The organism is Streptomyces sp. NPDC039430, from assembly GCF_055639435.1.
The window spans coordinates 148,987-171,798 of sequence record NZ_JBVKAK010000001.1; the positions used below are offsets into that span (position 1 = coordinate 148,987).

General features: G+C 70.3%; 17 protein-coding genes. 7 read left to right on the forward strand and 10 right to left on the reverse strand.

Translation table 11 applies throughout. The annotated features are described in order from the left end of the window. Positions 1–2 precede the first annotated feature (2 nt). The 3 genes from ACZ7LS_RS00630 to ACZ7LS_RS00640 all read right to left on the reverse strand — a co-directional run bounded on the left by ACZ7LS_RS00630 (position 3) and on the right by ACZ7LS_RS00640 (position 3,400). Positions 3–833, reverse strand: coding sequence for an ABC transporter permease (locus tag ACZ7LS_RS00630; protein WP_382525511.1), 831 nt, complete (start codon positions 831–833; stop codon positions 3–5). A 100-nt stretch (positions 834–933) separates the two neighbouring features. Then, the gene (locus ACZ7LS_RS00635) at positions 934–1,905 is read right to left on the reverse strand and encodes an ABC transporter ATP-binding protein (RefSeq protein ID WP_382664480.1); all 972 of its coding nucleotides are present in this window, start codon (positions 1,903–1,905) and stop codon (positions 934–936) included. 190 nt (positions 1,906–2,095) lie between these two features. After that, positions 2,096–3,400 (reverse strand): NYN domain-containing protein, encoded by a 1,305-nt coding sequence (locus ACZ7LS_RS00640; RefSeq protein WP_382880870.1) that lies wholly within the window; start codon positions 3,398–3,400, stop codon positions 2,096–2,098. A 244-nt stretch (positions 3,401–3,644) separates the two neighbouring features. Here ACZ7LS_RS00640 and ACZ7LS_RS00645 point away from each other — a divergent pair, with 244 nt between their 5' ends. Beyond that, complete coding sequence (locus ACZ7LS_RS00645; protein ID WP_129766830.1) at positions 3,645–3,824, forward strand: hypothetical protein; 180 nt, start codon at positions 3,645–3,647, stop codon at positions 3,822–3,824. A gap of 87 nt (positions 3,825–3,911) precedes the next feature. Here the strand turns inward: ACZ7LS_RS00645 and dnaE are convergent, their stop codons facing one another. Beyond that, positions 3,912–7,451, reverse strand: coding sequence for a DNA polymerase III subunit alpha (dnaE, locus tag ACZ7LS_RS00650; RefSeq protein WP_382525512.1), 3,540 nt, complete (start codon positions 7,449–7,451; stop codon positions 3,912–3,914). Between the two features lie 232 nt (positions 7,452–7,683). Between dnaE and ACZ7LS_RS00655 the strand changes: the two genes are divergently transcribed. The 4 genes from ACZ7LS_RS00655 (at position 7,684) to ACZ7LS_RS00670 (ending at position 12,437) form a co-directional block, all read left to right on the forward strand. Continuing rightward, positions 7,684–9,024: a DUF2252 domain-containing protein gene (locus ACZ7LS_RS00655; RefSeq protein WP_382879253.1), complete on the forward strand. Its 1,341-nt coding sequence runs from the start codon at positions 7,684–7,686 to the stop codon at positions 9,022–9,024. Positions 9,025–9,098: 74 nt separating this feature from the next. Further along, positions 9,099–9,782: a hypothetical protein gene (locus ACZ7LS_RS00660; RefSeq protein WP_385132349.1), complete on the forward strand. Its 684-nt coding sequence runs from the start codon at positions 9,099–9,101 to the stop codon at positions 9,780–9,782. Between the two features lie 51 nt (positions 9,783–9,833). Then, the gene (locus tag ACZ7LS_RS00665; RefSeq protein ID WP_382525518.1) at positions 9,834–10,649 is read left to right on the forward strand and encodes a DsbA family protein; all 816 of its coding nucleotides are present in this window, start codon (positions 9,834–9,836) and stop codon (positions 10,647–10,649) included. Positions 10,650–10,781: 132 nt separating this feature from the next. Next, the gene (locus ACZ7LS_RS00670) at positions 10,782–12,437 is read left to right on the forward strand and encodes an alkaline phosphatase D family protein (protein WP_385132352.1); all 1,656 of its coding nucleotides are present in this window, start codon (positions 10,782–10,784) and stop codon (positions 12,435–12,437) included. Positions 12,438–12,526: 89 nt separating this feature from the next. On the opposite strand, the gene ACZ7LS_RS00675 is transcribed toward ACZ7LS_RS00670, so the two are convergent. Then, a complete protein-coding gene (locus ACZ7LS_RS00675; protein WP_382663885.1) occupies positions 12,527–13,096 on the reverse strand; it encodes a dienelactone hydrolase family protein in 570 nt (189 codons plus the stop codon). 43 nt (positions 13,097–13,139) lie between these two features. Here ACZ7LS_RS00675 and ACZ7LS_RS00680 point away from each other — a divergent pair, with 43 nt between their 5' ends. After that, a complete protein-coding gene (locus tag ACZ7LS_RS00680; protein WP_385132356.1) occupies positions 13,140–14,321 on the forward strand; it encodes a mechanosensitive ion channel family protein in 1,182 nt (393 codons plus the stop codon). A 14-nt stretch (positions 14,322–14,335) separates the two neighbouring features. On the opposite strand, the gene ACZ7LS_RS00685 is transcribed toward ACZ7LS_RS00680, so the two are convergent. The 5 genes from ACZ7LS_RS00685 to ACZ7LS_RS00705 form a co-directional block, all read right to left on the reverse strand. Continuing rightward, positions 14,336–15,922 carry a Na+/H+ antiporter gene (locus ACZ7LS_RS00685; RefSeq protein ID WP_382663889.1) on the reverse strand — a complete coding sequence of 529 codons (1,587 nt, stop codon included), beginning with the start codon at positions 15,920–15,922 and terminating at the stop codon, positions 14,336–14,338. Positions 15,923–16,035: 113 nt separating this feature from the next. Next, positions 16,036–16,533 carry a GNAT family N-acetyltransferase gene (locus ACZ7LS_RS00690; protein WP_382525528.1) on the reverse strand — a complete coding sequence of 166 codons (498 nt, stop codon included), beginning with the start codon at positions 16,531–16,533 and terminating at the stop codon, positions 16,036–16,038. Next, the gene (locus ACZ7LS_RS00695; protein WP_382525530.1) at positions 16,530–17,471 is read right to left on the reverse strand and encodes an RluA family pseudouridine synthase; all 942 of its coding nucleotides are present in this window, start codon (positions 17,469–17,471) and stop codon (positions 16,530–16,532) included. Before ACZ7LS_RS00695 ends, ACZ7LS_RS00690 begins: the two co-directional genes overlap by 4 nt. Before the next feature lie 89 nt (positions 17,472–17,560). Then, positions 17,561–18,118, reverse strand: a complete 558-nt coding sequence (gene lspA, locus ACZ7LS_RS00700) for a signal peptidase II (protein ID WP_382525531.1) — start codon at positions 18,116–18,118, stop codon at positions 17,561–17,563. Between the two features lie 60 nt (positions 18,119–18,178). Next, on the reverse strand, positions 18,179–19,024 hold the full coding sequence (locus tag ACZ7LS_RS00705; protein WP_385132362.1) for a TraR/DksA family transcriptional regulator: 846 nt from the start codon (positions 19,022–19,024) through the stop codon (positions 18,179–18,181). Positions 19,025–19,606: 582 nt separating this feature from the next. On the opposite strand from ACZ7LS_RS00705, the gene ileS reads away from it, so the two are divergent. After that, positions 19,607–22,756 carry an isoleucine--tRNA ligase gene (ileS, locus tag ACZ7LS_RS00710; RefSeq protein WP_385132403.1) on the forward strand — a complete coding sequence of 1,050 codons (3,150 nt, stop codon included), beginning with the start codon at positions 19,607–19,609 and terminating at the stop codon, positions 22,754–22,756. Positions 22,757–22,812 lie beyond the last annotated feature (56 nt).

Below are 22,812 nucleotides of genomic sequence, written 5' to 3' on the forward strand. Positions count from 1 at the left end.
CCTCATCGGACCGCCGCCCGCCGGTACGCCCAGGTCGCCACGGCCAGCGAGCACACACCGACGGCCGCGCACACCGCGAGATCGAAGGCGACCGCCGGCCAGTCGGGACGGGCATCGAACGTACGGGCGAGAGCCTCCACGCCGTACGTGGACGGCAGCAGGTCACGCGCGTACCCGACCGGCCCCGGCAGCCGGTCCGCGGGCAGCACCCCCAGCAGCAGCGCCGCCGACATGCCCAGCTGGCCCAGCAGCGTCGCCAGCTCCTGACGGGGCGCGAGCAGACCGAGCGCCGCCCCCAGACCGGCGAGCGCCGCGCCCGACAGCGGAATCACCGCGACCAGCACCCAGAGATGTGTGAGCGGCAGCTGGAACAGCACACTGCCGGTGACGGCCGTGACCGCGGTGCCCGGCACCGTGAACGAGGCATACGCGCCGGCCGCGCCCAGCACCACCGCCGCGGGCGGCACCGGCAGGGTGGCGTAGTGGTCGAGCCCGCCGCTCGCGCGCAGCTGACCGAAGTACTGGGCGAGCAGATTGAGCGCCACGAACGCGACGACGAGCACACTCGACCCGGCGACCACCGCCCGCGCCTCGTCGCCCCCGTCCACCACGCCCCGCATCAGGATCATGATCCCGACCGACTGGAACGTCGCCACGAAAAGCAGCGGGATCCGCGCGACCCGGGCCCGGGACAGCTGCGCGCGGTACACGGCGGCGAGCGAGGGCAGCAGCCGCGCCCGGGGCGCGAGCGGCGCGGGCACGCCGTCCGCCGGCTCGGTCACGGCCGCGGTCCTGACTCTCCCGGACACGGCCTCGGCAGGCACGATGCTCACCTGGTGCTGCTCCTGTTCGGTACGGGCGTACGTGCGTCGCTCGCGAAACGGCTGCTCATGAAGGGGCTGCTCGCGAAATGGCTGCTCATGAAGGGGCTGCTCACGCCTTGACCAGCCCCTTCGCCCGGCCGCCGAGCGCCAGATAGACATCTTCCAGACTCGGCGTCGCCAAGGTGAAATCGTCCAGCGCCGAGAAGGCCGCGCCGCCGGTCACCGCGGCGACCGCCGCGCGCGCCTCGTCCGGCGCGAGCCGCAGCACCCACCGGCGCCCCGACTCCTGCGCCGAATCGCGCAGCGCCGCGACCTCGGGAACGTCGAGCGGCGCGCGCTCGCGCCACACCAGCTCCACGCGTACCTCGCCGGCGACTTCCTCCTTGAGTCCGGCCGGGGTGTCGCAGGCGATGACCTTGCCCCGCTCCAGCACGGCGACCCGGTCGAGTACGGTCTCGGCCTCGATGACGTTGTGGGTGACGAGCAGCACGGTCACCCCGTGCTCGGCGCGCCGCCGGTCCACGGCGGCCCACACCGCGCGCCGCGCGACCGGGTCCATACCGGTGGTCGGCTCGTCGAGAACGAGTACGGGCCGCGCCCCCACCAGCGCGGCGGCGAAACAGGCCAGCCGCCGCTGGCCCCCCGACAGCTTCTTCAGGGGCCGCCCGGCGATCTCGGTCAGCCCCAACTCGGCCAGCACATCGTCCCGCTCGGCCCGCGCGACCCGCAGCGACAGCCCGCGCAGCCGGCCGGTGGTCTCGGCGGCGAGCGCGACGGTCAGTTCGTCCAGCGCGGTCGACTCCTGGCCGAGATACCCGATGAGCCGGGAGGCACGCTCGGGGTGCCGTACCAGATCGTGCCCGAGGACCTCGACGTCACCGGAGTCGGGCCGCATCAGACCGGTGAGCTGGCGTACGAGAGTGGACTTGCCCGCGCCGTTGGGCCCGAGCAGACCGAAGATCTCACCGCGCCGCACGTCGAGGGAGACCCCGTCGGTGGCCCGCACCGCGGGGGTCCCGGGGACGCCGCGTCTGCCGCGCGCGGCGGGGTACGTCTTGACCAGATCGCGCACCACACACACCGTACTCACGAGGATGGACCTTACGTTGTGGCGGCCCGGCACGTTTCCGGCGGGGGCGGTTTCCGCGTACGGGTTCGCGGCGGCGCCGGGTGCCGGGGCCTCCGTACGCGGCCACGGCGACCACCCGCGACCCGCGCACCCGTACAGCCACGAACCCGCGGACCGCGGACTACGGACTACGGACTACGGACTACGACGAAGCCGTATCCGCCGCGGCCCGCACATCGATCTCCCGCCAGAACCCCGCCCGAATCGCGTACCGGTCGTGCTCATCGATCTGGTCGTCCTTGTGCGCCAGCAGACCGAACCGCGCCGCGTACCGCAGCAGTTCGCCGTCGATACGGTGCGGTACCCGCGGATACATCACGGACAGCCTCTGCACATGCCCCGCCTCCGGCAGCCGTTCCATCCACCGCCGCGCGAACACCTGCCCCACCTCGAACGGATCGCCGCCCACCGTGGTGATGTCCTCCTCCCGGTCGGCCCAGCGCTGCTCCGCGCTGGTCAGCTGCGCCAGGGTCGGCAGCGAGGCCGTCTCCGGCGGCTCGCCCGCCGTACCGCTGCCCGGCCGCTCGACCCATCCCTTGTCGGAGGACCACCGCAGCGTCGCCCCCGCCGGATGCTGCCCGGACTGCTGTCCGGACGGGCCAGGCGTCGGGGCGCCGGGGCCGCGCAGGCCCGCCAGGTCCTTGGGGGTCGGCACGCCCTTGCCGCCCGTGCCGGCCGGATGGGGTTCCGCGCCGGGGGCCGCGGAGGCGGGTGCCGGCGACGAGCCGTTCCGCCCGGCGCCGGTGGTGGCACCCTCGCGGCCCGCCGCCGCCTCCGCCTCCGCCGCCCGTTCCGCCGAGGCGGCCAGCGCCGATTCGGGCAGCGGCGCCGAGAGGATCGCCGCGATCTCGGGCCGGGGCGCCGGCGGCGGGGCGCAGACGCCGCCCAGATCCTTGGCCCGTACGGCCTTGGTGATCCAGGCCCGGTCGAGCACCCGCCGCTCGTCGGCCTCGGCGACCAGGTCCTCGGACTGGTTGTAGTCGCCGTCGGCGGCCTGCACGGCCCACAGATGGACGGCGACGCCGTGCTCCTTCGCGGACATCAGGCCGGGCAGCAGATCCCCGTCCCCTGTCACCAGCACGACATCGGAGCAGGCGCGATTTCTGGCCAGCTCGGTCAGCTCCGCGTGCATGGCCGCGTCCACGCCCTTCTGCGCCCAGCGCCCGTCGCTGCGGGTGAGGGCACCGAGCCGGACGGTGACGCGTGGCATGACCCGTAGCCGCCGGTGCTCGGGCTGCGGTACCCGGTCGGGGGCGCCGTCGAACCAGTAGATACGGAGCAGCGGCTGTTCCGTATCGGCCTCGGCCCGTTCTCGCAGGCCCTGGATGAGGGCGGTGTGGTCGACGGTGATGCGGGAACGGGCCGGTTCTCCGGCGAGGAGACTCGCGGCGGCGCCCAGCAGATAGCCGGCGTCCACCAGGACGACGCAGCGGTCCACGTGTTCCACCCTCTTTCGGGAACCTCGGGATCGTGAGATCGGGAGTTACTGCGGGTTTCCTTCGAGTCTGCCCGACGGCAAGAGGCTTAACGTCCGGAACTCGATCATCGGCGTGGCGTATCGGTGCTACGGAGCCGGTCGGGGCGCTGACGAGGGACCACTACACACGGCAATGATCCAAAATGCGCCAATTGGCGGCTTATGTGAGGCTTAACGCGGCCTGGCATCCACATCCCCGGCAGGAGGCAGCATCATGGCCAAGAACAAGAACCGGGATCGCAGCAACAAGCAGCACGCCCGCTCGGACGCCGAGCGTGGCACCGAGGAGTCGCAGTCCTCATCGATGGAGGACCGGTCCGAGCAGGTGCAGTCGAGGATCACGCCGACGGATGCGGCCCACAAGGGCAAGCAGAAGCGTTTCGGCCACAACTGACCCCACCACCCGCCGTCCGTCAACCGTATGAGGGGCATCCCCCGTGCCGGGATGCCCCTCATACGCGTTCGCCTCACCGAGGCATGGCTATCCGGCCAGGCAGGACGGGCCCAGCAGCACCTTCAGGTCGCCGAAGAGCGCCGGGTCGGGCTGGACCCGGTGCCGGTCGAGCCGGAGCACGGTGGTCTTCCTGGCGCCCTGGAGCTTGATCCTGACCTCGGAGTTGCCCCGGTGGTGGCTGAGGATCTCACCGAGCCTGCTGACCATCGGCGGGGTGAGCTTCACCGTCGGGATGGTGATGGTGACGGGGGCGTCGGTGCCCGCCGACGACACGTCCGGGACCTGGAGTTCCATGGCGACGAGGCGGGGCACGTCCTCGCGCTTGTCGAGCCGGCCCTTGACGAAGACGACGGTGTCCTCGACGAGTTGTGTGGAGACCAGCTGATACGTGGCGGGGAAGAACATGCACTCGATGGAGCCGGCGAGGTCCTCGACCGTCGCGATCGCCCACGCGTTGCCCTGTTTGGTCATCTTCCGCTGGAGACCGGAGATGATGCCGCCGATGGTGACCACCGCACCGTCCGCGTGCTCACCGCCGGTGAGCTGGGAGATCGCGGCGTCGGACTTGTCGGACAGGACGTGCTCGATGCCGAAGAGCGGATGGTCGGAGACGTACAGACCGAGCATCTCCCGCTCCTGGGCGAGCAGATACGACTTGTCCCACTCGATGTCCGAGAACTCGACGTCGAGTCCGAAGCCGGGCTCGCTGGTCTCCTCCTCGCCCATCCCGCCGAAGAGGTCGAACTGCCCCTCGGCCTCCTTGCGCTTGACCTGCACCACGTTGTCGATCATCGGCTCGTGATGGGCGACCAGCCCCTTGCGGGTATGGCCCATCTCGTCGAAGGCCCCGGCCTTGATCAGCGACTCGACGGTCCGCTTGTTGCAGACGACGGCCTCGACCTTGTCGAGGAAGTCGGGGAACGTCGCGTACTTCCCCTTCGCCTTACGGCACCGGATGATCGAGTCCACCACGTTCTGTCCGACGTTCCTGATCGCCGTCAGACCGAACAGGATCACATCGTCACCCTGTGCGGCGAAGTTCGACTGCGACTCGTTCACATTGGGCGGCAGCACCTTGATGCCCATGCGCCGGCACTCATTGAGGTAGACCGCCGACTTGTCCTTGTCGTCCTTCACCGAGGTGAGCAGGGCCGCCATGTACTCGGCGGGGTGGTTCGCCTTGAGATACGCGGTCCAGTACGTGACCAGGCCGTACGCGGAGGAGTGCGCCTTGTTGAACGCGTATCCGGCGAACGGGACCAGCACGTCCCACAGGGCCTGGATCGCCTCGTCCGAGTAGCCGTTCTTCTTGGCTCCGGCCTGGAACAGGACGAAGTTCTTGGCCAGTTCGTCGGCCTTCTTCTTGCCCATCACGCGGCGCAGGATGTCGGCCTCGCCCAGCGAGTAGCCGGCGATGATCTGGGCGGCCTTCTGCACCTGCTCCTGGTACACGATCAGGCCGTGCGTCAGGCCGAGGACCTCCTTGAGAGGCTCCTCCAGCTCCGGGTGGATCGGTGTGATCTCCTGCTGGCCGTTCTTGCGCAGCGCGTAGTTCGTATGCGAGTTCATGCCCATCGGGCCCGGCCGGTACAGGGCCGAGACGGCGGAGATGTCCTCGAAGTTGTCGGGCTTCATCAGGCGCAGCAGCGAGCGCATCGGCCCGCCGTCGAACTGGAAGACACCGAGCGTGTCACCGCGGCAGAGCAGTTCGTAGGTCTTCGGGTCGTCCAGCGGCAGGGCGAGCAGGTCGAGGTCGATGCCCTTGTTGGCCTTCACCATCTTGACGGCGTCGTCCATGATGGTGAGGTTCCGCAGGCCCAGGAAGTCCATCTTCAGCAGGCCGAGCGACTCACAGCTCGGATAGTCCCACTGCGTGATCGTGACGCCGTCGGTGTGCCGCACCCAGACCGGCACATGATCGGTGATCGTCTCACTCGACATGATCACGCCGGCCGCGTGCACGCCCATCTGCCGGACCAGGCCCTCCACACCCTTCGCGGTGTCGATGACCTTCTTCACATCCGGCTCGTTCTCGTACATCCCCCGGATCTCCCCCGCCTCGCCGTAGCGGGGGTGCTTGGGGTCGGTGATGCCGTTGAGGTCGATGCCCTTGCCGAGGACATCGGCGGGCATCGCCTTCGTGAGCCGGTCGCCCATCGCGTACGGGTAACCCAGCACCCGCGCCGAGTCCTTGATCGCGTTCTTCGCCTTGATCTTGCCGTACGTGCCGATCATGGCGACCTTGTCGGCGCCGTACTTCTCCGTCACATAACGGATCACCTCACCGCGCCGACGCTCGTCGAAGTCGATGTCGACATCCGGCATGGAGATGCGCTCGGGGTTGAGGAACCGCTCGAAGATCAGGCCGTGCTCGATCGGGTCGAGGTCGGTGATGCCCATGGCGTACGCGACGATCGAACCGGCGGCGGAACCACGGCCGGGGCCGACCGCGATGCCGTTGTTCTTGGCCCACATGATGAAGTCGGCGACCACGAGGAAGTACCCCGGGAAGCCCATCTCGATGATGATGCCCATCTCGTACTCGACCTGCTTGAGCCGGTCGTCCGGAATGCCGTTCGGGTAGCGGCGGGCCATGCCGCGCAGCGTCTCCTCACGGAACCAGGTGACTTCGGTGAAGCCCTCGGGCACATCGAACTTGGGCATCAGGTTCCGCTCCTGGAACCAGCCCTCGGTGTCGATCTGCTGGGCGACCAGCAGGGTGTTCGCGCACCCCTCCTGCCAGGCGTCCGAGGAGTCCACGGCGTACATCTCGTCGGTGGACTTCAGGTAGTAGCCGGTCCCGTCGAAGCGGAAGCGGTCCGGGTCCGAGAGGTTCTTGCCGGTCTGGATGCACAGCAGCGCGTCGTGCGCGGTCGCCTCGCCCGCGTAGGTGTAGTGCGAGTCGTTCGTGACCAGCGGCGGGATCCCCAGCTTCTTGCCGACCTCCAGCAGACCGTCCCGCACGCGCCGCTCGATCTCGATGCCGTGGTCCATCAGCTCCAGGAAATACCGGTCCTTGCCGAAGATGTCCTGGTACTCGGAGGCCGCTTTCAGCGCCTCGTCGAACTGGCCGAGGCGCAGCCGCGTCTGGAGCTCCCCCGAGGGGCAGCCGGTCGAGGCGATCAGCCCCTCCGACCACTTCGCGATGGTCTCCTTGTCCATGCGCGGCCACTTCTGGAGCCAGCCCTCCGCGTACGCGTCCGAGGACAGCCGGAAGAGGTTGTGCAGACCTGTCTGGTTCGCCGCCCAGATCGTCTTGTGCGTGTAACCACCGGAACCGGACACGTCGTCCCGCTTCTGGTGCGGCTGCCCCCACTGGATCTTGCGCTTGTTGCGCCGGGACTCCGGCGCCACATACGCCTCGATCCCGATGATCGGCGTCACGCCCGCCTTCTTCGCCTGATGGAAGAAGTCGTAGGCGCCATGGAGATTGCCATGGTCCGTCATCGCGATATGGGACATGCCCATCTCTTTGCACGCGTTGAACATGTCCCCCAGCCGCGCGGCACCGTCCAGCAGCGAGTACTGGGTGTGGACGTGCAGGTGCGTGAACGGCGGCTTGGTCACGGCGGGGGCCTCCAGCGAGCGGACGACACGGGGTGTTTTCCAGCGGTGAATCTGATGGTTTCCAGGGGTCAACCCGGGGCCCCACGGCGCTGCGGACAGTCCGGGGGGACAGCCTCGAAGTCTACGTCTCGGGACTGACAGCGGCGGGCACTCGCGAGTAGCGTCACGCGTTGCCCGTTCCGAGGGGCGCAGGCCCCTCACTCCACTGTCATGCACCAGGAGGCACCCCGCGATGTCGGTCCCGCGACCCGTTGAAGCAGCCGATGAGCAGCGCGGCGAGGAGATCCTCGCCGTTTTCGACACCGCTTTCGGCGAGCTTCTGGCGGCCGATCCAGCCGCGTTCCGGGTGAAGTTCCGGAAGATGGCGGCCTCCGCGTTCGCCTTCTACCGGGGCACGGCGTGCCTCTTCTACCACGACCTGGAGCGGGAGCGTACGGCGAGCGCGGCCACCGGCCCCTTCCTCGACGAGCGCACCGGACGGGTGTGGATCCACGGCGATCTGCACGCCGAGAACTTCGGCACGTACATGGACGCCAACGGCCGGCTGATCTTCAACGTCAACGACTTCGACGAGGCGTACGTCGGCCCCTTCACCTGGGACCTGAAGCGCTTCGCCGCCTCCCTCGCCCTGATCGGCTACACGAAGGCGCTCAGTGACGAGCAGATCACCGAACTGGTGGAGATCTACGCGGGCGCCTACCGGGAGCGGATCCACGCGCTGGCCACCGGCGCCAAGAACGACGAGGTCCCGCCGTTCACCCTGGACACGGCGCAGGGCCCGCTGCTCGCCGCCCTGCGCTCGGCCCGCTCGCTGACCCGCTTCGGGCTGCTCGACTCGATGACCGAGATCAGGGAGTACGAGCGCCGCTTCGCGCCGGGCGGCGGCTCCATAGAGCTGGACGCCGCCACCCGCTACAAGATCCTCGCGGCCTTCGACGGCTATCTGGAGACCCTGCCCGAGTCCAGCCTGACCCGCCCCGACTCCTACCGCGTGAAGGACGTCGTCGGACGGCGCGGCATCGGCATCGGCTCCGCGGGGCTGCCCTCGTACAACATCCTGCTGGAGGGCAACAGCGACGCCCTGGAGAACGACGTCGTGATCTACATGAAGCAGGCGCAGACCCCGGCGGTCTCGCGGCACATCACCGACCGGTCCGTACGGGAGTACTTCCAGCACGAGGGCCATCGCACGGTGATCTCGCAGCGGGCCCTCCAGGCCCACGCCGACCCGTGGCTCGGCTGGACGGAGCTGGCGGGGATCGGCCAGCTGGTGGCGGAGGTCTCGCCGTACGCCGTGGATCTGGACTGGTCGGATCTGGACGACCCCGAGGAGATCGCGGCGGTCGTCGCCGACCTCGGCCGCGCGACGGCCACGATGCACTCGGCGGCGGACGACGAGAGCGGCCACTCGCTGGTGCCGTTCTCCACGGAGCGCTCCATCGACGCGGCGATCGCGGCCGACGAGGAGGGCTTCGGCGCGCTGCTGGTGGACTTCGCACACGCGTACGGGGCGCGTGCCAGGGCGGACCACCAGATATTCGTCGACCTGTTCCGCAACGGCCGCCTCGGCTGAGATCCGGCTCTCCGCCGGCCGCCCCGCGGATCCTTAAGGACCGCTTACAGGGACGCATGGCACACTCGGCGACGATGGACATATCGGGGACGCGGCTCAGGGCGGCGCGGGCAGCACTGTTCACGGCACTGGTCGTGACACTGTCCGCGGGCTCGCATGTGCTGCTGTCCCGGGCCCCGCTGCCCCTGGCCGTCGTCGCCGCGATCAGCGGCGTGGTGTTCCTGGTCGCCTACGCGGCGGCGGGCCGCGAGCGGGGCTTCTGGCGGATCGCGGCCCTGCTCGTCCCGCTCGAACTGGCCGCGGACACCGTCTTCACCAGCGGTCAGAACGTCTGTTACGGCCCGGCCGGCGGCCCCATAGCGGGGCCGCTGCGCTCGTTCGGTCTCGACGTCCTGTGCGGGGGCGCCTTCGGTACGCCGCTGCCCGGTGTGGCCTCTCCCGAGGCCGCCACGGCCTCCCTGCTGAACTCTCCCGACCCGGCCCTTCCCTGGCTGCTGCTGGCCGCCCACGTCTCGATCGGGCTGCTCGCCGCGTTCTGGCTGCGGCACGGCGAGTCCGCGCTGTCCCGGCTGGTCCGGGCCGCGGGCGCGCGCGCCTTCCGGCCGCTGCTGATCGCCGTCACGGCGGTGGGCACGGTCCGCGGGGCCGTACGGCGCGGGCCGCGCCCGGCGGACCGCCCGCGGCCGTCCCGTACCCGCCTTCTCGTGCACTCCGTAGGACGGCGGGGACCGCCGCGCCTCGCGCTCAGCGCTGTCTGAGCCGAGCCCCGTCCCCGCAGCAGTTACGTCATCACACGGAGTGAAACCATCATGAGCGCACGGAACAACAAGACCAACAAGGCGGCAGCCCGCGAGCGGCTGCGCGAGGAGCGCGAGCGGCAGGCGAAGAAGGACAGGATCCGCCGCCAGTTCGTCGTCCTCGGCTCGGCCGTCGTGGTCCTCGCGATAGCCGGCGGCGTGGGCTTCGCCGTCGTCCAGGCCAACAAGCCCTCGCACTGGGAGGCGATGAAGGACGAGACGTCCGTCGTCGCCCCGAAGAACACCGAGGGCACGGACGGTACGACCGTCGTCATCGGCAAGGCGGACGCCAAGAACACGCTGGAACTGTACGAGGACTCCCGCTGCCCGGTCTGCGCGACCTTCGAGCAGACGGTCGGCGAGACCGTCCAGAACGGCGTCGACTCCGGCACGTTCAAGATCAAGTACGTCGGCGCGACCTTCATCGACAACTCCGACAACGGCACGGGCTCGAAGAACGCCCTGTCGGCGCTGGGCGCGGCGCTCAATGTGAGCCCCGAGGCGTTCCTCCAGTACAAGACCGCGCTCTACTCGGCGAAGTTCCACCCCGAGGAGACCAGCGACACGTTCGCCAAGGACAGTTATCTGATCGAGGTGGCGGACTCGGTGAGCGCGCTCAAGGGCAACAAGGCGTTCCAGAAGGACGTCACGGACGGTACGTACGACGCCTGGGCGATGAAGATGTCCGCCGCCTTCGACAAGAGCGGGGTGAAGGGCACTCCGACACTGAAGCTGGACGGCAAGCAGCTCACCGCCGAGGGCACCGAGAACCCGCCCATGACGGTGGCGGAGTTCAACGCGGCGGTCACCAAGGCCCTCAAGGGCTGACGAGGAGAATCACCCGGTCCGGAAGCGGGAACCCTCCGGGCCATGACCGCCGGACAACCGGTGTCCGACGGGCAGGCGAATATTCCCGGTTCGCCTGCCCCGTCGCCATACCGGTCAGTAGCCTGATCGTCCGTGACCAGTCTCCCGGCTCCTTCGCCGCGTCGCCGCACGGTCGTCAAGGCCGCTGCCGCCACCGCCGCCGCCACCGCTCTCGCCGCCCCGGTCGTGCTCGGCGGCTCCGCCACCGCCTCCGCCGCCGAGGCACCCGCCTTCCTCCACGGCGTCGCCTCCGGCGATCCGCTCCCCGACGGCGTCCTGTTGTGGACCCGCGTCACCCCCTCCGCCGACGCCGTGCCCGGCTCGGGCAAGGGCGCGGACACCGAGGTGTTCTGGGAGGTCGCCGAGGACCAGCGGTTCGCGTCCGTCGTCGCCCGGGGCACCACCACCGCGCGGGCCGCCTCGGACCATACGGTCAAGGCCGATGTCAGGGGGCTGCGCTCGGCGGCCGTCCACTACTTCCGGTTCACCGCGGGCGGCACGGTCTCCCCCGTCGGCCGTACGCGTACGGCGCCCGCGCCCGGCGCCGCCACCCCCGGGGTGCGCTTCGGCGTGGTCTCCTGCGCCAACTGGGAGGCCGGCTACTTCTCCGCGTACCGGCATCTGGCCGCCCGCGCCGACCTCGACGCCGTCCTCCATCTCGGCGACTACCTCTACGAGTACGCGACCGGCGGCTTCCCGGGGACGGACGGTGTCGTACGGCAGCACGCACCGACGCACGAGATCATCAGCCTCGCCGACTACCGGGCGCGCCACGGCCGTTACAAGACGGACGACGATCTGCGGGCGCTGCACGCCGCCCATCCCGTGATCGCCATCTGGGACGACCACGAGTTCGCCAACGACGCCTGGTCGGGCGGCGCGGAGAACCACACGCCCGGTACGGAGGGCACCTGGGCCGACCGGGCGGCGGCCGCCAGGCAGGCGTACTTCGAGTGGATGCCCGTCCGCGCCTCCACCGAGGGCACCGTCTACCGCAGGCTGCGTTTCGGCGCGCTCGCCGACCTCCATCTGCTGGATCTGCGGTCCTTCCGCTCCCGGCAGACGTCGATCGGCGACGGCGCGGTGGACGATCCGGACCGTACGATCACCGGCCGCGCCCAGCTCGACTGGCTGAAGGCGGGCCTGGCGGGATCGGACGCCGCCTGGAAGCTGGTCGGCACGTCGGTGATGATCTCGCCGGTCGCCTTCGGCTCGCTGCCCGCCCATCTGCTGGGCCCGATAGCCGAGTTGCTCGGTCTGCCCAAGGAGGGCCTCGCCGTCAACGTCGACCAGTGGGACGGCTATACGGACGACCGCAGGGAACTGCTCGCGCATCTGACGGGGCGGGGGATCCGGAACACGGTGTTCCTGACCGGTGACATCCATATGGCCTGGGCCAACGAGGTGCCGGTCACAGCGGCCACGTATCCGCTCTCCCCCTCCGCCGCCACGGAGTTCGTGGTCACCTCGGTCACCTCCGACAACCTCGACGACCTGCTGCACGTGCCGGCCGGGACGCTCTCGGTGGTCGCGTCCGCCGCGGTCAGGGCCGCCAACCGCCATGTGAAGTGGGTGGACATGGACCACCACGGCTACGGCGTGCTCGATGTCACCGCCGAGCGGACGCAGATGGACTACTACACGGTCTCCGACCGGACCGATCCGGCCGCGACCTCGTCCTGGGCCCGCTCCTACAGCACCGCGTCGGGCTCACAGCGGGTGGAGCGGGCCGAGCGGCCCGTGCGCTGAACCACCCGGGCGGCCCGTGCGCCGAACACCCCCGCCACCGCATCGGCCCGGCGCCGCATCGGCCCGGCGCCACCTCGGCCCGGCACGCCTCAGAGCGAGTCGATGAAGGCGAGTCCGGTCCGCCAGGTCTCCTCGGCGGCAGCCTCGTCGTAGTCCGGCAGACCGGGGTCGGTGTAGAGATGCCCTGCCCCCGGATAGCGGTAGATCTCCACATCGGCCCCGGCCTGCCGCATCTTCAGGTACCAGGCGGTCAGCCAGTCATGCGTCTCGAACGGGTCCGGGTCCGCGACATGCAGCTGTACGGGCAGGTCGTCCACGGACGCGCCCTCCGCGATGTCGGACGTACCGTGCAACAGCAGCAGCCCGCGCGCCTTGCTGTCGCCGAGCGCCAGGTTCTGCGCGATCGAGCCGCCGAGCGAGAAGCCCGCGTACACCAGACCGCGTTCCGAGTACGGCGCGGCGGCCAGCACCGCGCGGCGCAGCAGTTCGTCCTTGCCGATCTTGTCCTTCAAGGCCATACCCTCCTCCACAGAGGTCGCGGTTTGGCCCTCGAAGAGGTCGGGCACGCGCACCTGGTGTCCGGCGGCACGCAGCCGGTCCGCCGCGGTGTGCACGGCCGGGCGCAGACCGTGGACGGAATGGAAGAGCATGATGTCCATCCGGCCATCCTGCCAGCCCGTATCGGAACCCGACGAGGGAGCCATGGAGAACGTACTGCGCCCACTACTCGTGCTCGGCGGCTCTGTGCTGCTGACGCTCGCGCTCGGCTGGGTCGTCGACCTGGTGCTGCGCCGCGCCGACGTACGGCACCCGGAGACCCCGCTGTGGGGGCTGCTGCGGCGCTGCCGGGTGCCGCTCCAGGTGGTCCTGCTCGCGGCCCTGCTGCGCGGTTCGTTCCGGGAGACCCGGTGGCGGATCATCGAGAGCCACCACGAGGGGATCGGCCGGGCGCTCACGCTGGTGCTCATCGGCGCCGGTGCCTGGCTGGTGGTGGGGGTCGTCTCGGCGGCGGTGGAGTCCACGTACGCGCGGTACGCGGCCTCGACCCGGGACGCGGCCCGCCTGCGGAGGGTCCGTACGCAGGTGACGCTGATCATGCGGATCGTCACGGCCGTCGTCGCGGTGGTCGCGGCGGCGGCGATCCTGCTCACCTTCCCCGACATGCGGGCCGTCGGCACCTCGATCCTGGCCTCCGCCGGCATCATCGGCATCGTCGCCGGTGTCGCGGCGCAGTCCACGCTCGGCAATCTCTTCGCGGGCTTCCAGATCGCGTTCGGCGACATGGTGCGGATCGGTGACACGGTGGTCGTGGACGGCGAGTGGGGCGTGGTCGAGGAGGTCACGCTCACCTTCCTCGCCGTACGGACCTGGGACGAGCGGCGCATCACGATGCCGGTGTCGTACTTCACCAGCAAGCCCTTCGAGAACTGGTCGCGCGGCGGGGTCCAGATGACCGGCACCGTCTTCTTCCAGCTGGATCACTCGGCGCCGATGGGGCCGATGCGCGAGAAGCTCCACGAGATCCTGCTGGCCTGCCCGGCCTGGGACGGCAGGGCCTGGAATCTGGCGGTGACCGACACCGCCACCACCACGATGGAGGTGCGCGCCGTGGTCACGGCCAAGGACGCGGACGACATCTGGACGGTGCGCTGCGCGGTACGGGAGCAGCTGATCGGCTGGCTGGTGGAGAACCATCCGTACGCGCTGCCGAGGATCTCGACGGATCTCGCCCACGGGCTTCTCCCGCGCGGCCGGAGCCCGCTGGCCGCCGAGCGGACGGAACGCGACGAGCGCGCCACGGACGAGGCGCCCGGCCGCGGCGAGGACCACGAGCGGCAGGAGCGCCACGAGGACACCGACCGGCCCCGCACGGGCCGCGGCTGAGGCCGCGCACGCCCTCAGCGCATGCTGCGTACATCGAGATGGCGCAGGACACGGTCCACGATCTCGGGGTTTGAGCCCGGCTCGTTGCGGGCCGAGAGCACCTCGTGGCGGGCCGCCGACATCATCTCGCGCTGGATGCGCTGGACGGTCTTGACGCGCTCCACCCGCTTGGTGAACCACTCACGCCGCTCGTCGTCGATCAGATCGGGGCTGATCCGCACCCCGATGTCGCCCGCGCCGCGCTGGAGCCGCTCGCTGATCTCCTCCGGCAGATCCTCGACCTCCTCGATCTCCCTGAGCCGGCGCTTGGCCGCCTTGGCGGCGCGGATGGCGAGCGAGTGCTCCAGCTCCCGTTCCGCGTCCGTGTCCGCCCGTACGCCGAGCTTCCGCACCAGCCAGGGCAGGGTCAGGCCCTGGATGACCAGGGTGGCCATGATGACCGCGAACGCGATGAAGATGATCTCCTCGCGGCCGGGGAACGGCTCGCCGCTGTCGGTCTTCAGCGGGATCGCCAGCGCCAGGGCGACCGAGGCCACCCCGCGCATCCCGGCCCACCACATGACCACGGTCTCGCGCCAGCTGGTCGGGATCTCCTCGTCGTAGTCGCGGAGCTTGTGCATCCGCTTGGCCAGCCAGGTGGCGGGCAGCAGCCACAGCAGCCGTACGAACACGACGACCCCGATGACCGCCGCGCCCCAGCCGAGCATCTCGGACGTGTGGCCGCCCGCCGCGCCGAAGGCGTTGTGCAGCTCCAGCCCGATCAGACCGAAGGCGACGCCGGTCACCAGCGTGTCGACGATCTGCCAGAAGGAGTTGCCGGCCAGCCGTCCCATCACGTCGTCGGCGTCCGCCGTGTGCGTGGCCAGGAAGAGCGCGGTGGTCAGGACGGCGAGCACGCCCGAGCCGTGCAGCTCCTCCGCCAGCACATAGCTGACGAACGGCACCAGCAGCGAGAGCCCGATCTGCAGTGTCGCGTCACCGAGCAGCGACATCACCTTGTTGGAGATCCAGCCGAGCGCGAGCCCCACCGCCACGGCGACCACCGCGGACAGGACGAGCGAACCGGCCGCGCTCGGCCAGGAGAACGTTCCGCTGACCACCGCGGCGATCGCCACGTGGTAGAGCACGATCGCGGTGACATCGTTGAAGAGCCCCTCGCCCTCCAGGATCGAGACCAGCCGCCGGGGCAGTCCGAGGGAGCCCGCGACGGCGGTAGCGGCCACCGGATCGGGCGGGGCGACCAGCGCGCCGAGCGCGACCGCGGCGGCGATCGGCAGTCCGGGCACGATGGAGTTGGCCACCGCCGCCACGGCCGCCGTCGTCACGAAGACCAGCGCGACCGCGAGCAGCAGGATGGGACGCACATTCGCCGTGAACTGCCGCCAGGAGGTGCGCTGCACGGCGGCGTACAGCAGGGGCGGCAGCAGAAGCGGAAGGATGAAGTCCGGCGGCACCTGCACGTTCGGTACGAACGGCAGCAGCGCCAGGACGATCCCCACCAGGGTCATCAGCACCGGCGAGGGCAGCCCGAGCCGCTCCCCGAGCGGCACCGTGACCACCGCGCCGAGCAACAGCACGAGCAGCAGCGCCAACTGGTCCACGGTGGGCCCTCCGGTGATCGAAAGCCTTGCGGCAGACGTCGGTGATCAGGGGCTCCAGCCTGTCACGCACGCTGCCGGAACCTGCCCAGGGGGCAGGTCGGACCGCCGGTGGGCTAAGGAAGCGTCCGCCGCATCGACCGGTGCGCGATGCCCGCGTCCTCGAACTCGGGGCCGTACGCGGCGTATCCCAGCCGCTCGTAGAAGCCCAGCGCGTGCGACTGCGCGTGCAGGTCCACCACCGTGAGACCGCGCTCGCGGGCCACCTCCTCGACGGCCCGTACCAGCGCCACGCCGATACCGCGGCCACGGGCCGCCGCGACGACCGCCAGCCGTCCCAGCGAACCGACGGACGGGTCCCCGCCGGTCCTGTCGGCGGCCTCGGGCCCGTACAGCAGCCGGGCGGTGCCCAGCGGCACCCCGTCCTCACGGATCGCGAGCAGTTGCAGCGCCCACGCGTCACGGCCGTCGTACTCGATGTCCTCGGAGACCCGCTGTTCGACGACGAAGACCTCCTTGCGGACCGCGAAGCACGCCTCGGTGTCCGCCGGTCCCGCCGCGATCCGCACCAGGAAGCCGGGCTCGGAGCCGGCGCCGTCCGCTCGCGCGGTCATCCGTTGCTCTCCGCCCTGACCTTGTCCAGCGCGGCCTGGAGATCGTCGGGGTAGCCGCTGGAGTACTCCACCCACCGCCCGTCCGACGGGTGCTCGAAGCCGAGCCGTACGGCGTGCAGCCACTGCCGCGTCAGCCCCAGCCGCTTGGCCAGCGTCGGATCGGCTCCGTAGGTCAGGTCGCCCACGCAGGGATGGCGGTGGGCGGACATGTGCACCCGGATCTGGTGCGTACGGCCCGTCTCCAGCTTGATGTCCAGCAGCGAGGCCGACCGGAACGCCTCGATCAGGTCGTAGTGCGTCACCGACGGCTTGCCCTCGGCGGTGACCGCCCACTTGTAGTCGTGGTTCGGATGGCGGCCGATGGGGGCGTCGATGGTCCCGCTCATCGGGTCCGGGTGGCCCTGCACCAGCGCGTGGTACCGCTTGTCGACGACCCGCTCCTTGAACTGCGCCTTGAGCAGGGTGTACGCGCGCTCCGACTTGGCCACCACCATCAGCCCGGAGGTCCCGACGTCCAGCCGGTGCACGATGCCCTGCCGCTCGGCCGCCCCGGAGGTGGAGATGCGGTAGCCGGCGGCGGCCAGGCCGCCGATGACGGTCGTACCGCTCCAGCCCGGGCTGGGGTGCGCGGCGACGCCGACCGGCTTGACGATCACCACGATGTCGTCGTCGTCGTGCACGATCTCCATGCCCTCGACGGGCTCGGCCACGATCTGTACGGGGACGGCGGCCGGCGGCATCTCGACCTCCAGCCAGGCCCCGCCGTTCACACGCTCGGACTTCCCGACGACGGCGCCGTCGACCTGGACCTTCCCGGAGGCGGCCAGCTCGGCCGCCTTCGTACGGGAAAACCCGAACATACGGGCGATGGCGGCGTCGACGCGCTCACCCTCCAGGCCATCGGGCACGGGCAGCGTTCTGATCTCGGGAAAGCTCACCCGTCGAGTATGCCTTGTGGCCACAGGGCGCCGGACCGCGCGTCCTCGGCCCCTCGGTCCTGGCGGACGATTCAGTCCTTGCGGACGGTTCAGTCCTTGTGGACGGTCCCGTCGGGGTCGAGGCCCCGGAACGACAGCAGCACGATGAGGATGCCGCCGCAGACGATCGCGGAGTCGGCGAGGTTGAAGACCGCGAAGTGCGCGGGCGCGATGAAGTCGACCACCGCGCCCTGGAAGACGCCGGGCGAACGGAAGATCCGGTCGGTGAGATTGCCCAGCGCGCCACCGAGCAGCAGCCCCAGCGCGATCGCCCAGGGCAGGCTGTAGAGCTTGCGGGCCAGCCTGGCGATCACCACGATCACGGCGGCCGCGATACACGTGAAGATCACCGTGAACGCCTCGCCGATACCGAACGCGGCGCCCGGGTTCCTGATCGCCTCGAACTTCAGCAGATCACCGATCACCTCGATCGGCTCGTGGTGCTCCAGCTTGGCCACCACGAGCATCTTGCTGCTGAGGTCCAGCAGATAAGCCACCACGGCGACGGCGAAGAGCGCGGCGATCCTGCGCTTCCCTCTGGGCTGTCCGGCGGCAGCCGCAGCCTCGTCGTCAACCTCCGGCGTACTGATGCGCTCCGCCTCTGCCACGTGAGTCCCTCAACCCTAGGTACCTGACTGAGGACGAGCGTACGGCACACGCGTACGCGTTCAGCCTCGACGTTCCTGCTTCTGCTTGTCCTCCACACAGAGTGTGGCCCGTGGAAACGCCTGCATCCTGGCCTTGCCGATCGGCTTTCCGCAGATCTCGCAGAGCCCGTACGTACCGGCGTCGAGCCGCTGGAGCGCCCGCTCGGTCTGCTCCAGCATCTCCCGGGCGTTGGCCGCGAGCGACATCTCGTGCTCGCGCGTGATGTTCTTCGTGCCGGTGTCCGCGTCGTCGTCACCCGCGCCGTCGCCGGAGTCCCGCATCAGCCCGGCCAGCGCGGTCTCGGACGAGGTGATCTCGGCGCCCAGTCTGGCCGCCTCGCTCTCCAGGACGGCGCGGGCCTCCGCGACCTCCTCCGGCGTCCAGGGATCCTCGCCCGGCCGTACGGCCAGCTCCTCCGGGGGTGTGGCCGTGGCGCGCGCGGTCGGGACCGCCGTCGCGGCCCCCGTTCCACGCGGGCCGGCCGCCGTACCCCCGCCGCCCGCGGTCTTCTTCGCTCCCACCGTGCTGGCTCCCGTCTCTTCCGCGGCCTGGGCCGCCCCCTCGGCCGCGGACGCGGCCTTCTTCGCGGTCTCATCGGCGGCCGCCCGGCCGGGCGCCGCGTTCTTCGCCGCGGACTTCCTCGCGGCCGTCTTCTCGGCCGGTGCCTTCTTGGTCGGTGCCTTCTTGGTCGTCTTCTTCGCCGCGGACTTCTTCGCCGGTGCTTTCCTGGCCGGTGACTTCTTGGCCTGTGTCTTTTTCGCCGGTGCTTTCTTGGCCAGTGCCTTCTTCGCCGTGGTCCTGGCCGTGCTCTCGGTCGCCGGTTTCGCCGCGGTCGTCTTCTTCGCGGCGGACTTCTTCGCCACCATGGCCGCGGCCCCTTCACATAGGGTGATCTTGCTCGCGAATCGTGCTGGGACGATAAATCGACCCCAGCCCCGCGGCAACGGGGCACGCCGCCGGATCGACCCCTCCCCACGTCGGCGACAAGACCAGCCTGCCTCCGTTGTGCCCAGCTCGCCGCCCGGTAATCCGCCGACGGGCCGCCGCCGGGGCCACCGCCGAGCCCACCAGGGCCGGTATAACCATTCGGGTCATACGTTCGACCGTACGGCGCTCCCGGCGAAAACCGGTCGGCCGCGCCGCGCCCGGCCCCGTACACTGAGCCGAGCGAGAGGCGTGGATGGGGACGAGTAGCGTCGTACGCGGCCATGAGCGACCCGGGGACGGTGAGAGCCCGGGGGCAGAGCGCGGCGTGAAGCATCACCCCGGAGCCGCCGGAAGAAAGCCCCGGTCCCACCGGAGCGAGTAGAACCGGCAGCGCGACCCCAATGAGGGGGCCACGGGCGACGCACGCCCGGGGCCAAGGAGGGTGGTACCGCGGGAGCACTGCTCTCGTCCCTCCGACGGAGATGCCGCAGTTCCGCCGGAGGAAGCGCCCCATGACACCAGTGACCCCGCCCCAGTACCGCCAGGTGCCCGCCCAGGTCGACCTGCCCGCGCTGGAACACGCCGTGCTCGACTTCTGGCGCGAGAGCAAGGTCTTCGACAAGACCCTCGAACAGTCCGAGGGCCGCCCCGAGTGGGTCTTCTACGAGGGCCCGCCCACCGCCAACGGCATGCCGGGCGCGCACCACATCGAGGCCCGTGTCTTCAAGGACGTCTTCCCGCGCTTCCGCACCATGCGCGGCTACCACGTCGCCCGCAAGGCCGGCTGGGACTGCCACGGCCTGCCCGTGGAGCTGGCCGTCGAGAAGGAGCTGGGCTTCACCGGCAAGAAGGACATCGAGGCGTACGGCATCGCCGAGTTCAACGCCAAGTGCCGTGAGTCCGTGACCCGGCACACCGACGCCTTCGCCGAGCTGACGACCCGCATGGGGTACTGGGTCGATCTGGACGACGCGTACCGCACGATGGACCCGGAGTACGTCGAGTCCGTCTGGTGGTCGCTGAAGGAGATCTTCAACAAGGGCCTGCTGGTCCAGGACTACCGCGTCGCGCCCTGGTGTCCGCGCGACCAGACGGGCCTGTCCGACCACGAGCTGGCACAGGGGTACGAGACGATCGTCGACCCCTCGGTCTTCGTCCGCTTCCCGCTCACCTCGGGACCGCTCGCGGGCGAGGCGGCGCTGCTGGTCTGGACGACCACCCCCTGGACGCTGGTCTCGAACACCGCCGTCGCCGCGCACCCCGACGTGACGTACGTCGTCGCGACGAACGGCGAGGAGAAGCTCGTCGTCGCCCGGCCGCTGCTGGAGAAGGCGCTGGGTGAGGGGTGGGAGCCCACCGGCGAGACGTTCACCGGCCGCGAGATGGAGCGCTGGACGTACGACCGCCCCTTCACGCTGATCGACTTCCCGGACGGGACCGAGGCGCACTACGTCGTCAACGCCGAGTACGTCACGACCGAGGACGGTACGGGACTGGTCCACCAGTCCCCGGCGTTCGGCGAGGACGACCTCAAGGTCTGCCGCTCGTACGGCCTTCCGGTCGTGAACCCGGTCCGCCCCGACGGCACGTTCGAGGAGAGCGTCCCGCTGGTCGGCGGGGTCTTCTTCAAGAAGGCGGACGAAGCGCTCACCGAAGACCTGCGCGAGCGCGGGCTGCTGCTGCGCCACGTGCCCTACGAGCACAGCTATCCGCACTGCTGGCGCTGCCACACCGCGCTCCTCTACTACGCGCAGCCGTCCTGGTACATCCGCACGACGGCCATCAAGGACCGGCTGCTGGAGGAGAACGAGAAGACCAACTGGTTCCCGGACTCGGTCAAGCACGGCCGGTACGGGGACTGGCTGAACAACAACGTCGACTGGGCGCTGTCCCGCAACCGCTACTGGGGCACCCCGCTGCCCATCTGGCGCTGCGAGGACGGCCATCTGACATGCGTGGGCTCGCGCGCGGAGCTGAGCGAGCTGACGGGCACCGACCAGTCGGCGCTGGACCCGCACCGCCCGTTCATCGACGAGGTCACGTTCGGCTGCCCCACCGAGGGCTGTTCACTGGAGGCCGTCCGGGTCCCGGAGGTCATCGACGCCTGGTACGACTCGGGTTCGATGCCGTTCGCGCAGTGGGGCTACCCGTACAAGAACAAGGACCTCTTCGAGAAGCGCTACCCGGCGCAGTTCATCTCGGAGGCGATCGACCAGACGCGCGGCTGGTTCTACACGCTGATGGCCGTCGGCACGCTCGTCTTCGACAAGTCGTCGTACGAGAACGTGGTCTGCCTCGGCCATATCCTCGCCGAGGACGGCCGCAAGATGTCCAAGCACCTGGGCAATATCCTCCAGCCGATCCCGCTGATGGACCAGCACGGCGCGGACGCGGTCCGCTGGTTCATGGCGGCCGGCGGCTCCCCGTGGGCGGCCCGCCGGGTCGGCAACGGCACGATCCAGGAGGTCGTCCGCAAGACACTGCTCACGTACTGGAACACCGTCGCCTTCCAGGCCCTGTACGCGCGCACCTCCAACTGGGCGCCCAGCGAGGCCGATCCGGCGCCGGCCGACCGCCCGCTGCTCGACCGCTGGCTGCTGAGCGAGCTGCACGCGCTGGTCGACCAGACCACGCAGGCCATGGAGGCGTACGACACCCAGCGCACCGGCAAGCTGCTCTCGGCCTTCGTCGACGATCTCTCCAACTGGTACGTACGCCGCTCGCGCCGCCGGTTCTGGGGCGGCGACAAGGCGGCGCTGCGCACGCTGCACGAGGTGGTCGAGACGGTCACGCGGCTGATGGCCCCGCTGACCCCGTTCATCACCGAGCGGGTCTGGCAGGACATGATCGTGCCCGTGACGGCCGGGGCGGAGGAGTCGGTCCATCTGACCGGCTGGCCGGAGGCCGACCTCACTGCGATCGATCCGGCGCTCTCGCGCCATATGACGCTGGTACGCAGGCTGGTCGAGCTGGGCCGCGCGACGCGCGCCGAGTCGGGCGTGAAGACCCGCCAGCCGCTGTCCCGCGCGCTGATCGCGGCGACGGGCTTCGAGGACCTCTCCCCCGAACTGCGCGCCCAGATCACCGAGGAACTGAACGTCTCCTCGCTGGCGACGCTCGCCGAGGTGGGCGGCTCGCTGGTCGACACCACGGCCAAGGCGAACTTCCGCGCGCTGGGCAAGCGCTTCGGCAAGGGCGTCCAGGCGGTGGCCAAGGCGGTCGCGGAAGCGGACGCGGCGGCCCTGTCCGCCGCCCTGCGCGACGGTACGGCCACGGTGACCGTGGACGGCGAGGCGATCTCCCTCGCCGCCGACGAGGTGATCATCACGGAGACCCCGCGCGAGGGCTGGTCGGTCGCCTCGGACTCCGGCGCGACGGTCGCCCTGGACCTGGAGATCACCCCGGAACTGCGCCTGGCGGGCCTGGCCCGCGACGCGATCCGCCTCATCCAGGAGGCCCGCAAGAACAGCGGCCTCGACGTGGCGGACCGCATCGCGGTCCGCTGGACGGCGTCGTCCCCGTCCACCACGGAAGCCCTGACGGCCCACGCCCCGCTGATCTCGGAGGAGGTCCTCGCGACGGACTTCGCCACGGGCGAAGCGGACGACGCCTACGGCGCCCCCTTCACGGACGAGGGCCTGTCGCTCACGTTCCGCCTCCGCAAGATCTGACCCCCGGTCCGGGCCGTCCGTACTCCGGGCCGCGCCGTTCTGGCGTAGCCCGGGGT

What these genes read in the sequence shown, in the direction of transcription:
- ACZ7LS_RS00645 (WP_129766830.1), top strand. Translation starts at nt 3,645, where the DNA reads ATGGCCAAGAACAAGAACCGGGATCGCAGCAACAAGCAGCACGCCCGC.
- ACZ7LS_RS00655 (WP_382879253.1), top strand. Translation starts at nt 7,684, where the DNA reads ATGTCGGTCCCGCGACCCGTTGAAGCAGCCGATGAGCAGCGCGGCGAG.
- ACZ7LS_RS00660 (WP_385132349.1), top strand. Translation starts at nt 9,099, where the DNA reads ATGGACATATCGGGGACGCGGCTCAGGGCGGCGCGGGCAGCACTGTTC.
- ACZ7LS_RS00665 (WP_382525518.1), top strand. Translation starts at nt 9,834, where the DNA reads ATGAGCGCACGGAACAACAAGACCAACAAGGCGGCAGCCCGCGAGCGG.
- ACZ7LS_RS00675 (WP_382663885.1), bottom strand. Translation starts at nt 13,096, where the DNA reads ATGGACATCATGCTCTTCCATTCCGTCCACGGTCTGCGCCCGGCCGTG.
- ACZ7LS_RS00680 (WP_385132356.1), top strand. Translation starts at nt 13,140, where the DNA reads ATGGAGAACGTACTGCGCCCACTACTCGTGCTCGGCGGCTCTGTGCTG.
- ACZ7LS_RS00690 (WP_382525528.1), bottom strand. Translation starts at nt 16,533, where the DNA reads ATGACCGCGCGAGCGGACGGCGCCGGCTCCGAGCCCGGCTTCCTGGTG.
- ACZ7LS_RS00705 (WP_385132362.1), bottom strand. Translation starts at nt 19,024, where the DNA reads ATGGTGGCGAAGAAGTCCGCCGCGAAGAAGACGACCGCGGCGAAACCG.